Origin of the sequence: Pseudomonas sp. TJI-51 (assembly GCF_000190455.2) — a bacterium.
Lineage (GTDB): Bacteria > Pseudomonadota > Gammaproteobacteria > Pseudomonadales > Pseudomonadaceae > Aquipseudomonas > Aquipseudomonas juntendi.
In genome coordinates this window covers 2,627-17,023 of the sequence record NZ_AEWE02000014.1, presented here as the reverse complement: position 1 = coordinate 17,023, position 14,397 = coordinate 2,627, and the positions used below count along the sequence as shown (strand labels likewise).

Sequence of the window (14,397 nt, the reverse complement as noted above, 5' to 3'; positions counted from 1 at the left end):
TGCACGGCGGCTGGCGGTCAGTGTCTATACACAGCAGGCCCGGCTGCTTACAGACACACCCTGCGCACTGCCGGGCAGGTAGCACAATGCTCAGCATGGGAACCAGGCAATGGAGCTGATCTGGCAGGTAATACAGGCAGAGTTCGCCGATGTGACCGACGCGAGTGAGGTCACGCGCATTCTTTTACGGCTGTTGATGGCAGCGGTGCTTGGTGCAGTACTGGGGTTCGAGCGCGAACACAGGGGCAAGTCGGCGGGCGTACGCACGCACATGCTGGTGTCGCTGGGGGCCGCGCTGTTCGTGCTGGCACCGAGCATGGCCGGGGCCGATGCACAAGCCCTGAGCCGGGTGATACAAGGTATCGTCGCCGGTATCGGCTTTCTGGGTGCGGGCACCATCCTCAAAGGCAACGGCAAGGACACCAGCCATGTGAAGGGGCTGACCACGGCCGCAGGTTTGTGGATGACCGCTGCCATTGGTACGGCCGCTGGCATGGGCCGCGAAGCCACAGCGCTGATCAGCACGGTGCTGGCCCTGCTGGTGCTGGCCACGATGCCGGTGCTGGTGGACAAGTTCGAGGGGGAAAACGAGGATAAACAGAAGGAGGAAGAGGGCAGGAAGCACTGAGGGGAGCCGAAGCTCCCCTCAAAGCGTTGTTGCCTGCTCTTTTTTTATTATTGGGACTGGCCTGTTGTTGTTTTTGTCGGCGTGTCCTGGTGTTGCGGGCGACCCCCATGCGGGGTCAAGAGCAAACGTATTTTTTTGAGCGCTGACCTGCTTTCATCATTGCTGATCCGAACCTGGCTGCTGCTACCTCGAGGTAGTTTTGTTGTTCTGTGCCAGACCGCGGGGCGGGCCCCTGAAAAGACTGCCTACTCCAAAAAAATCTGCTTGCTGCGCCTCTGCCGTGTTGTTCTTGTTATGTCAGAGCCGTTATCTGTTGTTTTTATTGGGTATCGCATTTTTTTTGTTGTTGTACGAAAGATATAGCAGGCAGCGTGCCAACTTTTGAATATCGTTTAAAATCAAGCATTTAGCGGATTTTGAAAAAAATGCAGGGCCCGAATTTTTGTCGATTTGTTTCCCTGTTACCCGATTTTTCGCTGTGGAATGGGGGGCGGTAACACTCACCCACACCTCTGTGACACCTTCATGACCTACTGCGCCATGCGCGCCCGCGCCACCCGTGAACCGTTGCTGCGGCCCAGTACCTGGCTGATGCGCTGCCCAGCGGCAATCAGCCGGTCCAGGTCGATGCCGGTTTCGATGCCCAGCCCCTGCAACAGGTAAAGCACATCCTCGCTGGCGATATTGCCGGTGGCGCCCTTGGCATACGGGCAACCGCCCAGGCCGGCGACCGAGCTGTCGAACACATTGATGCCTTCGAGCAGGCTGGCGTAGACATTGGCCAGGGCCTGGCCATATGTGTCATGGAAGTGCCCGGCCAGTTGCTCGCGTGGCACCTGCGCCGACACCACCTCGAACAGGCGTCGGGTGTCGCCGGCGGTGCCAGTGCCGATGGTGTCGCCCAGCGATACCTCGTAGCAGCCCATGTCGCGCAGCTCGCGGGCAATCGGTGCCACCTGCTCGGCGCTGACCTTGCCCTCGTAGGGGCAGCCCAGCACGCACGACACATAGCCACGCACCCGCACACCGTGGCTGCGGGCAGCTGCCATGATCGGATCGAAGCGCTTGAGGCTGTCGCTGACCGAGCAGTTGATGTTGCGCTGCGAGAACGCTTCGGTGGCCGCGGCGAACACCGCCACTTCCTTTACCCCCGCGGCCAATGCGTCTTCAAAACCGCGCAGGTTCGGTGCCAGCGCTGCATAGGTAACGCCTGGGCGCTGCTGGATACCGGCAAACACCTCGGCCGAGCCGGCCATCTGCGGGACCCACTTGGGCGACACGAAACTGCCCACTTCAATGTAGGCCAGGCCCGCTTCGGTGAGGTCGTCTACCAGGCGCACCTTGGCGCTGACGCTGATGGGTTGGGCTTCGTTCTGCAGGCCGTCGCGGGGGCCGACTTCGACCAGGCGCACGTGGTTGGGCAGGGACATGGTGGTTTTCCTGTGGCGTTCAGCGGTTGTCTGTGTTGTTGAGGGTGGCGGCCAGTGCTTGCTCGCAGCGTTCCTGGGCCGTGTCCAGCTCCAGTTGCATCTGGTGAATGTCGAGCAGTTGCTGCTCCAGCTGGGCGCGGCGTTCGGCGATTTTCGCCAGCATGCTGTTGAGCTGTTTGAGGTTGCCGCTGGTGGGGTCGTACAGCTCGATCAGCTCGCGGCACTCGGCCAGCGAAAAGCCGATGCGCTTGCCACGCAATATGAGCTTCAGGCTGACCTTGTCGCGCGCCGAATAGATACGTTCCAGGCCCCGGCGCTCCGGGCTCAACAGGCCCTGTTCCTCGTAGAAGCGGATGGCGCGGGTGGTGATGTCCAGTTCGCGGGACAGGTCGGAGATGCTGTAGGTCTGCGTGCTCATGCTGGGGCTCGGGCGGAAGTATCCGGGTATCCTGAGGCCAGCTTGACGTAAACGTCAAGCAAGCGCGAGCGTGGGCATGGCCTGCGGACCTGGGGCCAGGCAGGCCGATCATTCAGGCTGCACTGCCCGTCGATACGCATTGGGCGTTTGCCCACTCAGGCGCTTGAACCAGCGGGCAAAGTAGGTGGGGTCGCTGAACCCCAGGCTATCGGACAACTGGCCGATGCTCATGCGTGTGTAAACCAGGCTGCGCCGCGCCTCGAGCAACAGGCGCTGGTGCACCACTTGCAACGCCGTCTGCCCGCTCAGCGCCCGGCACAGCTGGTTCAACTGCAGGCTCTGCACATTCAGCCGTGCGGCGAATGCCTCTATCGACAAGTGCTCGCGGTAGTGCGCTTCGACCAGGCGCAAATACTGCCCCAGCAACTGGCGGTCGCGTTCATCGCGCGTGCGCGGGGCCTGCCCAAGCTGCTGACGGCGGCTGATCCACACCATCAGGGCGGTCACCAACGCCTCCAGCATGGCGGCCCGCGATGGGGCGTTGCCCTGGTATTCCTGCTGCAAGGTCTCGATCAGGCTGCGCAGGTGCGCGCGATCCCGGCCCAGCGGGTAGCTTACCGGCTTGGACAACACCGCCAGCGGTGCGCCCAGGCGCTGCTCAAGGTTGGCCACCAGCGCGGCGCCAAAAGTGAGCACGTGGCCCTGGATGTCGGCACTGAAGCGAAAGCCATGCACGGTCAGGGGGGGCACCACCTGGATCGCGGCTTCGCTTATGGCAGTGCGGGTGCCCTCGATTTCCACCTGGGCCTGCCCGCGTTGCACGTACAGCAATTGAAACAGCTCGGCATGTTGGTGGGGCTTGATCTCCCAGTGGTGCAGGCGGCTGCGTGCGGGGATCGGCTCACAGTGCAGCAGGTCGGTACCAGGCCAGGCCTGGTTTTCCCCATACAACTTGAACAGCGGAACGCCGGGGAGGGTGGATTTCATCAGCTTTGGCCTGTCCGTTAATCGAACGTTTTTTGTAAAAGTGCAGGTTTTGCATGGAATAGCACAGCTCAGTTGCGGTTTTTGCCCGTAAAAATGCAAAGGCAAACTCTAACAGCAGATGCCGCGCCACCGCCAGTGCAGGCCCGGTGTCGTTCCAACAGAGACAACAACAATGAAAACTCAGGTTGCAATCATTGGCGCGGGCCCGTCGGGCCTGCTGCTGGGTCAACTGCTGCATAACGCCGGTATCGACACGGTGATCGTCGAGCGCCAGACCGCCGAGTACGTGCTGGGCCGCATCCGCGCCGGGGTGCTGGAGCAGGGCACGGTCGACCTGCTGCGCGAGGCCGGTGTGGCCGAACGTATGGACCGCGAAGGCCTGGTGCACGAAGGGGTCGAGCTGCTGGTTGGCGGGCGCCGCCAGCGCCTGGATCTCAAGGCCCTGACCGGCGGCAAGACGGTGATGGTCTATGGCCAGACCGAAGTTACCCGTGACCTGATGCAGGCCCGTGCAGCCAGCGGGGCCCCCATCTTCTATTCGGCCAGCAATGTTCAGCCGCATGAGCTCAAGGGCGAGAAGCCCTACCTGACCTTTGAAAAAGACGGTCAGGTCCAGCGCCTGGATTGCGATTACATTGCTGGGTGTGACGGCTTCCATGGGGTTTCCCGGCAGAGCATTCCCGAGGGTGTGCTCAAACAATACGAACGGGTATACCCCTTCGGCTGGCTGGGCCTGCTGGCGGATACACCGCCGGTCAACCATGAACTGATCTATGCCCACCACGCCCGCGGTTTCGCGCTGTGTAGCCAACGTTCGCAAACCCGCAGCCGCTACTACCTGCAAGTGCCGCTGCAAGACCGTGTCGAGGAGTGGCCCGACGAGCGCTTCTGGGGCGAACTGAAAGCGCGTTTGCCTGCCGAGGTGGCAGCGGACCTGGTCACAGGCCCGGCCCTGGAGAAGAGCATCGCGCCGCTGCGCAGCCTGGTGGTGGAACCGATGCAGTATGGCCACCTGTTCCTGGTCGGCGATGCCGCGCATATCGTGCCGCCAACCGGGGCCAAGGGGTTGAACCTGGCAGCCTCGGACGTCAACTACCTGTACCGGATTCTGCTCAAGGTGTACCGCGAGGGGCGTACCGAGCTGTTGCAGCAGTATTCGCCCCTGGCCCTGCGCCGGGTATGGAAGGGCGAGCGTTTCAGCTGGTTCATGACCCAACTGCTGCACGACTTCGGCAGCCACAAGGACGCCTGGGACCAGAAGATGCAAGAGGCTGATCGCGAGTACTTCCTGACCTCGCCGGCAGGTTTGCTGAACATTGCCGAAAACTATGTGGGCCTGCCGTTCGAAGAGGTGGTTTGAGGCTGCCGCCTCCCGCTGACGAGGCCGGGAGCCAGGAAAATCGCGCAAAAGCTTGAACTCGGGTTTAGCCATGAACCACAGTGGCGGGCTGAATGGGTGAAGCAGGAAGCACGCGATGACATTTTCCAAGCCACTGCTCGTGGCCCTGTGGCTGCTGGCTGCCAGCGGGGCGACGAAGGCCGACCAGGCGCTGCCAGTTGCACCGGAACTGGCTTCCGGGTACCGCACCGGCCTGCAGCCGGTGCACGCCAGCCGGCACATGGTGGCCGCTGCCAACCCGCTGGCCAGCGAAGCGGGGCGGGCGATACTGCGGGCCGGTGGCAGCGCCATCGACGCTGCCATCGCCATGCAAATGGTGCTGACCCTGGTCGAGCCGCAGTCCAGTGGCATTGGCGGTGGGGCTTTCATCCTGTATTGGGATGGCGAGCGCGTGCAGGCATTCGACGGCCGCGAGGCAGCCCCGGCGGGGGTCACGGAACAACTGTTCCTGCAGGCCGATGGTGAGCCGATGCCGTTCCGCCAGGCGCAGATCGGTGGCCGCTCGGTGGGGGTGCCGGGTGTGCTGCGGGCGTTGCAGGTGGCCCACCAGCGCTATGGCAAGCTGCCCTGGCGCGACCTGTTTGCGCCGGCCATCGCGTTGGCCCGCAGCGGCTTTGCGGTTTCCCCGCGCTTGCACACGTTGATAGCCGGTGACCCGTTCATTGCCCAGTCACCGGCCATGGCGCGTTATTTTCTGGATGAACAGGGCAGGCCCTTGCCAGTGGGGGCTACCCTGCGCAACCCGGCGCTTGCCCAAACCCTGGAGCTGATCGCTGCGCACGGCGCCGATGTGTTCTATAGCGGTGAGATTGCCCAGGCCATCGTGACCCAGGTGCGCAGCCATGCCAATCCCGGTTACCTGTCGCTGCAGGACTTGCAGCTGTACCAGGCCAGGGAGCGCGAGCCGGTATGCGGCCCCTACAAGGCCTGGCAAATTTGCGGCGTGCCGCCGCCGTCTTCCGGCGGGGTAACGGTGTTGCAGACCCTGGGCATCCTTGAAGCCGCTCAACGGGCCGTGCCTGCGCATGACCTGGCTGGGTTGCGGCCGCAGCCCACTTCATCCCCAGCGGGTATTGAAGCAGCGCCAATGGCCGTGCACCTGGTCGCCGAGGCCGAGCGCCTGGCCTATGCCGACCGCGCCCAGTACCTGGCAGACAGCGATTATGTGCCCGTGCCGGTCAAGGCCCTCACCCACCCGGCCTACCTGGCCAGCCGCGCCGCCTTGATCGGGGCACACAGCATGAGGCGTGCGCGCCCAGGCCAGCCGCCTGGTGTCGACCTGGCCCTGGCACCAGACCGCTCGCCCCTGCGCATTTCTACCTCGCACCTGAGCGCAGTGGATGACAGCGGTCATGCCCTGGCCATGACCACCTCGGTCGAGGCCGCGTTCGGCGCGCACGTGATGGTCAGGGGCTTCCTGCTCAACAACACCCTGACCGACTTTTCGTTCATCGCGCAGGAGCGTGGCCGGCCTGTGGCCAACCGGGTACAACCTGGCAAGCGGCCGCTGTCGGCCATGGCGCCGACCCTGGTGTTTTCCCGCGCTGGCGGCGAGCTGGTGGCCAGCCTTGGTTCGCCGGGGGGCTCACAGATCATCGGTTACGTGAACAAGGCACTGCTCGGCCTGCTGGATTGGCAACTGGACCCGCAGCAGGCTGCCGGCCTGCCCAATTTCGGCAGCCGCAATGCCGGCACGGAAGTGGAAGCAGGGCTGGCCAGCCCGGCACTGGTCCGCCAGTTGGCGGCCTGGGGCCACGAAGTCACGCCAATGACCATGACCAGCGGCATGCAGATCATCCAGCGCACGGCTGACGGCTGGGCCGGAGGGGCCGATCCGCGGCGCGAAGGGGTCGCCCTCGGCGACTGAGCAGGGCGTTGCAGGGCCTGGTATAGCGTGATAGAAGTCTGTCTTGTCATTCATTAGTTGAATACCAAGATGTCCAATAGCGCGAAATCGAATAGGGCCCTGTTCGACCTTGACCTGTTGCGCGCCACGGTGGTGGTGGCCGACTGCGGCAGTTTCACCACCGCGGCCGCACGCCTGCATTCCACCCAGTCGACCATCAGCCAGAAGGTTCGCCGCCTGGAGGACATGGTTGGCCACCGGTTACTGGTACGCGGCAACCGCGACGTGCTGCCAACCGACGCCGGGCAGACCCTGCTGGGCTATGCCCGGCATATGCTGGCGCTGAACGACCAGATGCTCGAAGCCTTGGCCGGGGCCATGGTCGGCACCACCGTGCGCCTGGGTGTGCCGGAAGACTTCGTCGGCGGGCGGACCACCAATGCGCTGGCGGCGTTCAGCCGCCTGCACCCGCAGGTAAAGCTGGAGGTGACCAGCGGCCTGTGCCGCGACCTCAGCCAGGCCTACGACAACGGTGAGCTCGACCTGGTGCTGCTCAAGCAGCGGCGCAACACCCGCGAGGGCGTGGCATGCTGGCCAGAGCGCCTGCAGTGGATCGACAGTGCCCGCGCGCCGGCGTTCGAGCTGGACCCGATTCCGCTTGTGACCTTTCCGCCACGCGGCCTGTACCGCGAAGACATGATCAATGCCATCGAGGGCATGGGCCGGCGCTGGCGTATCAGCTTCACCAGTTCCAGCCTCAGTGGCATCCAGGCGGCCGTGGCCGATGGCATGGGCGTCAGTTTGCTCCCGCCGCGCGCGGCGACAGGCGAGCACCGGGTGCTGGGCGAGGGGCAGGGGCTGCCGGAGATCGATAGCTATGAAATCGTCATTGTGCACCGGCCGACCGCTGACATCATGGTCAAGGCCTTGGCCGAGGTGATGACTCAATTGCTGGCCGGGGGTGGCATCTAGCCCAACGAGAAAAGTGTTTCAGGCTGTGGCGCGATGGAATGTCTGGCAGGGCCGTGCAGTCCCACCGTTAACGTGGGCAGTACGCCCAGCAACCCAAGCCATGGAGACGCACTATGAAAACAGCTGCATTTGTCGCTTTACTGGCCAGCGCCGGGTTGGCCCAGGCGGCCGAAACGGTCGAACTCAAGCTGGCCGGCCCCGACGGCCCTGGCAAGTCCATTGGCACTATCAGCATCGAGCAGAACAAATATGGCACGTTGCTCACCCCCGACCTGAAGGACCTGCCGCCAGGTGTGCACGGCTTCCACCTCCACCAGAACGCCTCGTGCGCACCGGCGCAAGAAGGCGGCAAGCCTGTGCCAGCGGGTGCTGCGGGCGGGCACTGGGACCCGGATTCCAGCAACGCCCACAAAGGCCCCTATGATGACAGTGGTCATCGTGGCGACTTGCCGGCGCTGTATGTGGGGGCCGATGGCAAGGCCACCTATCCGGTCCTCGCGCCGCGGCTGAAGGCCACCGATTTCAAAGGCCATGCACTGATGGTGCACGCCGGCGGTGACAACCACAGCGACCACCCCGAGAAGCTGGGTGGCGGTGGAGCCCGGGTGGCCTGCGGGGTCGTGCAGTAAACGCTTGCCCGTGCGCCTGAAACAAGGCCGCCCCTGCAGGTTCACGCAAACCTGCGGGGGCGGCCTTGTGTCGGGAGGGCGCCATGCGCCCCGGTGCCTCAGCGCTTGGGGTTCAGCGTCAGGTGCACGTGACGGTTCACGTCCTTGTACAGCAGGTAGCTGAACTTGCCTGGGCCACCTGCGTAGCAGGCTTGCGGGCAGAAGGCGCGCAGCCACATGAAGTCGCCGGCTTCCACTTCGACCCAGTCCTGGTTCAGGCGGTACACCGCCTTGCCTTCCAGCACGTACAGGCCATGCTCCATCACGTGGGTTTCCGCGAACGGGATCACGCCGCCGGGCTGGAAGGTGACGATGTTCACATGCATGTCGTGACGCATGTCGGCCATGTCGACGAAGCGGGTAGTGACCCAGCGGCCTTCGGTGCCCGGCATTTCAATGACGGTGGCGTTGTCACGGTGGGTCACGAACGACTCAGGTGCGTCCAGGCCCTCGACTTTCTGGTAGTGCTTGCGCAGCCAGTGGAAGGTGACATTGGCTTTGCTGTTGTTGCGCAGGCTCCACTCGGCGCCTGGCGCCAGGAACGCGTAGCCGCCTGGCACCAGGGTGTGGTGCTTGCCTTCGACGGTGATGTCCATTTCGCCTTCGACGATGAACACCACGGCCTCGGCATCAGGGTCCAGCTCAGGGCGTTCGCTGCCGCCTTCCGGGGCCACTTCGACGATGTACTGCGAGAAAGTCTCGGCAAAACCGGTCAGTGGGCGGGCGATGACCCACATGCGCATCTTGTCCCAGAATGGCAAGTGGCTGGTGACGATGTCACGCATCACGCCTTTGGGGATGACGGCGTAGGCTTCGGTGAACATGGCACGGTCAGTCAGCAGCTCGGTTTGAGCCGGGTGCCCACCGTGGGGGGCGAAGTACGAATGGTTCGACATGGACAATCTCGACTTGTTGTTCTCTCCCCGTGCCGTGAACCGCACCGGCCGGTGCGGCGCAGGGGATGTGGCGACAGAATAGGGTCGAGCGCGCGCCATGCACAAATTAAATGTTGGAATACCCAGGATTCGATCGCTGAATGCGCGTTCGCTCGCAGGGGCTGCTGAGCAGATAATTCCGACATATTTTTCACATTCCCTTGTTAGGATCCCCCGGCATTTCCAAGGAGCCCCCCCTTATGCCGTCTATCCTGCGCAAGCGCAGCACCCGAATCGTCTTCACCGCCACCACTGGCCTGCTCGTGGCCACATTGGGCTTTTTCGCCTGGCAAAGCTTCTATCCGGTGCAGGCCGCGGCAGGTTGGAAAGTCGGTGTGCTGCACAGTGACGTGACCAAGGCCGCGTCACTGCTGCCGCAAGCCGATGGCAGCCTGCTGGTCAGCCGCGAGCTGGACGACGGCCGCGGCAGCATCCTCAAGATCGCCGCCGACGGCGCCCGGGTGGTAGTCATTGATAACCTGTCCAAACCCGACGGCATGGTCGCGGCCCAGGGCGGTTGGGTATTCAGCCAGGAGGGCGGTGCCGCGCCCGTCAGCCTGGCCCGCGATGGCGAGGTCACGCCGTTGTTCAATGGCGACAGCGTGCAAGGGCTGTGGAACGACGGCAAGCACCTGTATGCCATCGAAGACCGCAAAGGTAACGGCCGCCTCATGCGCTACGACTGGCAGAGCGGGCAACTGGACGTGCTGCGTTCCGGCCTGACAGAAACCGAAGGGCTGACACGCTGTCGGGGCGACCTGTTGTACACCGAAAAAGCCAAGGGCATCGTGCGCGCCCTGTCCGCCGATGGCAACGACCCGGTGGTGGTCGACGGTTTGCGCAACCCCACGTTCCTGTACTGTGACCAGCGTGGCCTGTGGATCAGCGAGGACAACACGCACCGCGCCCGGCTGCTGCGCATCGCTGCCGACGGCAGCCAGCACACGGTGCTGACGTTTCTCAAGGCGCCCCAGGCCATCATCGCCGACGGCAAGGGCGGTTACCTGCTGGCCGAGGGCGGACGCGACCGTGTCTTGCACCTGACGCCGCCAGCAGAGCCGGTCACGGCCCAGCGCTAGCCGCAACAGCGTGCTTCCCTGCACGGCCGTGCTCACGGATAATCCCCCACATTCCAATAAACAGCCTGTGAGTGGGTATGAGTGATTCCGTAGTCGGCCTTGGCCAGCCTGAAACCGAAGGGGGGCGCAGAACGCGCAAGAACAACCCCGAGAAAACCCGCGAGGATATCCTCCAGGCCGCCATCCACGAATTCGTTCAGCAAGGGCTGGCCGGGGCTCGCGTAGACGCCATCGCTGAACGCACGGCTACGTCCAAGCGCATGATCTACTACTACTTCGGCAGCAAGGAGCAGTTGTATTGCGAGTGCCTGGTCAAGCTATACGGCGATATTCGCAAGACCGAGCAAAGCCTGGACCTGGAGTCGCTGCCGGCCGACCAGGCGATCCGCAGGCTGGTGGAGTTCACCTTCGACCACCACGACCGCAATGTCGACTTCGTGCGGATCATCTGCACCGAAAACATCCACTACGGCGAATACGTCAAGCAGTCCCCGGCTATTCGCGAAATGAGCAGCCTGGTGCTCGAAGCCTTGGGCAACACGCTGCGCCGCGGGGTAGAAGAAGGGGTGTTCCGCAGCGGTATCGAGGTGATCGACCTGCACATGCTGATGAGCTCGTTCTGTTTTTACCGGGTGTCCAACCGGCATACCTTTGGCGAGATCTTCCAGATAGACCTGTCGGATGACCAGGTCAAGCTGCGGCACAAGGCGATGATCTGTGATGCGGTGCTGCGCTACATTCAGATTGGGCAGCGCCCCTGACGCTGCGCCAGCCTGCTCAGTCGCCCAACCGCTGCTCACGCGAGGGCGGGTAGCCAAAATACGCCGCATAGCATTTGCTGAAATGTGACACCGAAACAAAGCCGCAAGCCACCGCCACTTCCATCACCGACAGGTCGGAATACTGCAGCAGCCTGCGGCTTTTGGTAATGCGCAGCTCCATGTAGTAACGCCGCGGCGATGTGCCCAGCTGGGCCTGGAACAACCGGTCGATCTGCCGCCGTGAACGCCCGCTGTAGGCGGCCAGCTGGTCGAGGCTGAGGGTTTCTTCGAGGTTGTTCTCCATCAGTTCGACAATGGTACGCAGGTGCAGGCTCATGGACTTCTTGGCCCCCGGCCCGACCTGGCGGTAACGGGCGCCTGAGAACGACAGAATTTCTTCCACGCCTTCGGCCAGGCCGTCACCATACAAGCGCCGCACCAGCCCCAGCATCAGTTCCATGGCGCCGTTCGGGCTGGCGGCACTGAGCCGGTCACGGTCGAGGGTGAAGCTGGCCGGAGTAATGCGGGTTTGCGGGCTGCGCTCGGACAAACTGGCACGCTGCTCGGGGTGAACGCTGCAGCCATAGTCATCCAGCACCCCGGCGCGCCCCAGGAACCAGGCGCCGTTCCACAAGCCACCCAAGGCCATGCCATGGGCCGCGCAATCACTCAGCAAGCGGTCGAGTACCGGGTATTTCAGCGGCGTACGCAAGCCCCCGCAGATGACCAGCAGGTCTGGTGACTGCAACGCCTGGGGGGACAATTCGGTGGCCACCAGTTCCAGCCCAAGGTCGCTGAGCACGCGGTCGCCGTCCAGCGACAGCGGGGTGAAACTGAAGCTGTCGGTACGCAGCAGGTTGGCCGTGACCAGCACGTCCATGGCCACGGTGAAACTGGCCATGGAGAAGTGTTCGAGCAGCACGAAATCGACTTGATAAGGGGCCTGGGCGTCGGCGCTGCTGGCCTTGAGCCGCAGCATGTTGCTGGTACTGGTCTTCTTGCTGAACTGGCGTGGCGTGGGCACTCTGAACTCCGCTTGCTGGCTGGCTCGCAGAGTGTGGCCGGTGGCTGGAGGAAAGACAATCTCCCCGGTGGCGGTGTCGTATTACAGGTCGTGTTCAGGCAACCTGTATGGCTGCAGACTTTCCCACTATGCTTTGCCATAGGCGCTTGCATGAAACGCCTGGCCCTTGAGGAACCTATCGATGAAATACGCCGCTGCCTTGTTGCTCAGCTTGTTGCCATTGCTGGCCACGGCCATGGAGCCGGGCGAACCGCTCGCGCCCTTCACGTTGCTTGACCAGCATGACAAGGCCTACACCCTGAGCGCGGACACCCAGGTACTACTGGTGGCGCGCGACATGGACGGCGCCAAGTTGGTCAAGGCTGCACTGGCCGACGCGCCCAAAGACTACCTGGAAGCACGCAAGGCCGTATTCGTCGCCGACATCCAGCGCATGCCTGCGTTGGTCAGCAAGCTGTTCGCCATCCCGGCCATGCGCGGTTACAGCTATAGGGTGCTGCTCGACCGGGAAGGGCGGGTAGCCAGCCGGTACCCCGGGCAGCCAGGGCAGGTGCAGTGGTTGCAGTTGCAAGAAGGCAGATTGGTGAGCCAGCAGGCGTTCACCGATGCCGCGGCATTGAAGGCGGCGCTGGAGCGTGCGCCGCAGCAGTGAGGTGCGTTACCTGCAGGAGTGGTCAAAACAATCTGAACCCTCAGCGTCAATAACAACCCAAGCCATTACACGGCAAAGAGAGAGCGCTTATGGAAGTCGGAACGATCTGGATCATTGTCGCAGCCTTGGTCATCCTCATGGAAATCTGGGCCATCTGGAACATCATCGGCAGTGAGCGGCGCGCCGAACGCAAGATGTTGTGGGTGGTGTTCGTCGTCTACGCGCCAATCCCCGGCTTGTTGTTCTGGGCCTGGCGCGGCCCGCGCGCCGTCAAAGGCCGGTCCGTACTCGAAGAAAAATGACAGGCACGGGTATCAGGCGCTCGCGCGCCTGATACCGTCAGCGGTCACTTTCCAGCGGTCACTTCTCAGCGGTCATTTGGGCAGCACGTTGAAGCGAATGGCGGGGCCGAGGCCGTTCACCATCAGGCAGCCGTAGAACTTCACGGTGGACAGCACGCCCAGCGCCTTCAACGCATCGTGTATGAATGCGTGGAATACGCGCTCGGCATCCTTCTGGCGGTCGGCAAGCGTCGCGGCCTCGAGCGTGACCACCCCAAGCAAGGTGGTCTCGATGTGCTGGACGGTTTCCAGGCCGGTTTTCTCGCGAAGGTACGTACGTGCCTTCGCCGCATCTGCCTCATCCCCTTCGACGGTGTAAGCCAACTGAAAATCGAATTTGCTCATGGTTTTGTCCTTGGTTGCGCTAAAGCGTCCGTGCCGTGCCGTGCACCTTACCGGCATGCGCAAGTTGTGAAAACGAACGAGGTGTTCAACAATCTCATCTGTTTGTAGGAAACGACCTACTTGACCTCGAGTCCCACACCATGAGCACTGGCACCACCTCGCTTGCCGGGCATAAGGCTCGTGCCTGGCTTTGGCCAGCGCTGTTCAGCCTGGTGGCATTTGCCGCCAACTCGGTGTTCTGCCGCCTGGCCCTCAAGAACGGGGCGATCGACCCGGCCTCGTTCACCGTGGTGCGCCTGGCCAGCGGTGCAGTATTCCTGTTGTTGCTGATTCGCTTGCGCAGACCGGCGCAGCGCATGGGTGGCACCTGGCGAGCAGGCCTGGCCTTGTGCCTGTATGCCTTCCTGTTTTCAGCGGCCTACCTGCAACTGAGCGCCGGGGCGGGCGCCTTGCTGCTCTTCGGTGCCGTGCAGATCACGATGTTCGGCTTTGCCTGGTGCAAAGGCGAACGCATCAGCGCACGGGGCCTGCTGGGTATGCTGATCGCCTTCGCCGGCTTGCTGGTGCTGTTGTTGCCAGGCGCTTCGGCGCCACCGTTCAGCAGTGCCTTGCTGATGGTTATTTCCGGCATCGCCTGGGGGGCGTACACCTTGCTCGGCAGAGGGTCGCCCAGGCCGCTGGCCGACACGGCCGGCAACTTTGCCCGCAGCCTGCCCTGGCTGGTGGTGCTGGCACCGCTGCTGTGGCTGGGGGCCGGGCCACACCTTAGCGCCGGTGGCTTGCTGTTCGCCCTGGGCTCCGGTGTGCTGGCTTCCGGAGCCGGTTATGCCGTGTGGTATGGCGTGGTGCGGCAGGTCAGTGCGCAACAGGCGGCGACCCTGCAGCTGAGTGTGCCGGTGCTGGCGGGGTTGG

16 protein-coding genes are annotated in these 14,397 nt (G+C 63.4%); 10 read left to right on the top strand and 6 right to left on the bottom strand.

Going from position 1 to position 14,397, the window contains the following annotated elements:
* Nucleotides 1-109: 109 nt before the first annotated feature.
* Nucleotides 110-628 carry an MgtC/SapB family protein gene (locus G1E_RS03455; RefSeq protein ID WP_009686678.1) on the top strand — a complete coding sequence of 173 codons (519 nt, stop codon included), beginning with the start codon at nt 110-112 and terminating at the stop codon, nt 626-628.
* 530 nt (nt 629-1,158) lie between these two features.
* On the opposite strand, the gene G1E_RS03450 is transcribed toward G1E_RS03455, so the two are convergent.
* The 3 genes from G1E_RS03450 to G1E_RS03440 all read right to left on the bottom strand — a co-directional run bounded on the left by G1E_RS03450 (nt 1,159) and on the right by G1E_RS03440 (nt 3,463).
* Nucleotides 1,159-2,058 (bottom strand): hydroxymethylglutaryl-CoA lyase, encoded by a 900-nt coding sequence (locus G1E_RS03450; RefSeq protein WP_009686679.1) that lies wholly within the window; start codon nt 2,056-2,058, stop codon nt 1,159-1,161.
* A 19-nt stretch (nt 2,059-2,077) separates the two neighbouring features.
* Complete coding sequence (locus G1E_RS03445) at nt 2,078-2,476, bottom strand: MerR family DNA-binding transcriptional regulator (protein WP_009686680.1); 399 nt, start codon at nt 2,474-2,476, stop codon at nt 2,078-2,080.
* A gap of 108 nt (nt 2,477-2,584) precedes the next feature.
* The gene (locus G1E_RS03440; RefSeq protein ID WP_009686681.1) at nt 2,585-3,463 is read right to left on the bottom strand and encodes a helix-turn-helix domain-containing protein; all 879 of its coding nucleotides are present in this window, start codon (nt 3,461-3,463) and stop codon (nt 2,585-2,587) included.
* A 172-nt stretch (nt 3,464-3,635) separates the two neighbouring features.
* Here G1E_RS03440 and pobA point away from each other — a divergent pair, with 172 nt between their 5' ends.
* From pobA to sodC, 4 genes are all read left to right on the top strand, one after another.
* Nucleotides 3,636-4,823: a 4-hydroxybenzoate 3-monooxygenase gene (gene pobA, locus G1E_RS03435; protein ID WP_009686682.1), complete on the top strand. Its 1,188-nt coding sequence runs from the start codon at nt 3,636-3,638 to the stop codon at nt 4,821-4,823.
* 115 nt (nt 4,824-4,938) lie between these two features.
* Nucleotides 4,939-6,729 carry a gamma-glutamyltransferase gene (gene ggt / locus G1E_RS03430; protein WP_047149628.1) on the top strand — a complete coding sequence of 597 codons (1,791 nt, stop codon included), beginning with the start codon at nt 4,939-4,941 and terminating at the stop codon, nt 6,727-6,729.
* Nucleotides 6,730-6,798: 69 nt separating this feature from the next.
* Complete coding sequence (locus G1E_RS03425) at nt 6,799-7,680, top strand: LysR substrate-binding domain-containing protein (RefSeq protein ID WP_009686685.1); 882 nt, start codon at nt 6,799-6,801, stop codon at nt 7,678-7,680.
* A 113-nt stretch (nt 7,681-7,793) separates the two neighbouring features.
* Nucleotides 7,794-8,309: a superoxide dismutase family protein gene (sodC, locus tag G1E_RS03420; RefSeq protein ID WP_009686686.1), complete on the top strand. Its 516-nt coding sequence runs from the start codon at nt 7,794-7,796 to the stop codon at nt 8,307-8,309.
* 98 nt (nt 8,310-8,407) lie between these two features.
* Here the strand turns inward: sodC and G1E_RS03415 are convergent, their stop codons facing one another.
* A complete protein-coding gene (locus tag G1E_RS03415; protein WP_009686687.1) occupies nt 8,408-9,244 on the bottom strand; it encodes a bifunctional allantoicase/(S)-ureidoglycine aminohydrolase in 837 nt (278 codons plus the stop codon).
* A gap of 239 nt (nt 9,245-9,483) precedes the next feature.
* On the opposite strand from G1E_RS03415, the gene G1E_RS03410 reads away from it, so the two are divergent.
* Together G1E_RS03410 and G1E_RS03405 are read left to right on the top strand one after the other, a co-directional pair.
* On the top strand, nt 9,484-10,362 hold the full coding sequence (locus tag G1E_RS03410; protein WP_009686688.1) for a hypothetical protein: 879 nt from the start codon (nt 9,484-9,486) through the stop codon (nt 10,360-10,362).
* Between the two features lie 77 nt (nt 10,363-10,439).
* Complete coding sequence (locus G1E_RS03405; RefSeq protein ID WP_009686689.1) at nt 10,440-11,123, top strand: TetR/AcrR family transcriptional regulator; 684 nt, start codon at nt 10,440-10,442, stop codon at nt 11,121-11,123.
* A 16-nt stretch (nt 11,124-11,139) separates the two neighbouring features.
* On the opposite strand, the gene G1E_RS03400 is transcribed toward G1E_RS03405, so the two are convergent.
* The gene (locus G1E_RS03400; protein WP_009686690.1) at nt 11,140-12,147 is read right to left on the bottom strand and encodes a GlxA family transcriptional regulator; all 1,008 of its coding nucleotides are present in this window, start codon (nt 12,145-12,147) and stop codon (nt 11,140-11,142) included.
* 181 nt (nt 12,148-12,328) lie between these two features.
* On the opposite strand from G1E_RS03400, the gene G1E_RS03395 reads away from it, so the two are divergent.
* The gene (locus G1E_RS03395) at nt 12,329-12,799 is read left to right on the top strand and encodes a hypothetical protein (protein WP_009686691.1); all 471 of its coding nucleotides are present in this window, start codon (nt 12,329-12,331) and stop codon (nt 12,797-12,799) included.
* An 89-nt stretch (nt 12,800-12,888) separates the two neighbouring features.
* Nucleotides 12,889-13,101 (top strand): PLDc N-terminal domain-containing protein, encoded by a 213-nt coding sequence (locus G1E_RS03390; RefSeq protein WP_009686692.1) that lies wholly within the window; start codon nt 12,889-12,891, stop codon nt 13,099-13,101.
* Between the two features lie 72 nt (nt 13,102-13,173).
* On the opposite strand, the gene G1E_RS03385 is transcribed toward G1E_RS03390, so the two are convergent.
* Nucleotides 13,174-13,485: a hypothetical protein gene (locus G1E_RS03385; protein WP_009686693.1), complete on the bottom strand. Its 312-nt coding sequence runs from the start codon at nt 13,483-13,485 to the stop codon at nt 13,174-13,176.
* A gap of 140 nt (nt 13,486-13,625) precedes the next feature.
* Here G1E_RS03385 and G1E_RS03380 point away from each other — a divergent pair.
* Nucleotides 13,626-14,397 (top strand): DMT family transporter (locus G1E_RS03380; protein WP_047149669.1); only part of this gene is annotated, 772 nt, incomplete at its 3' end.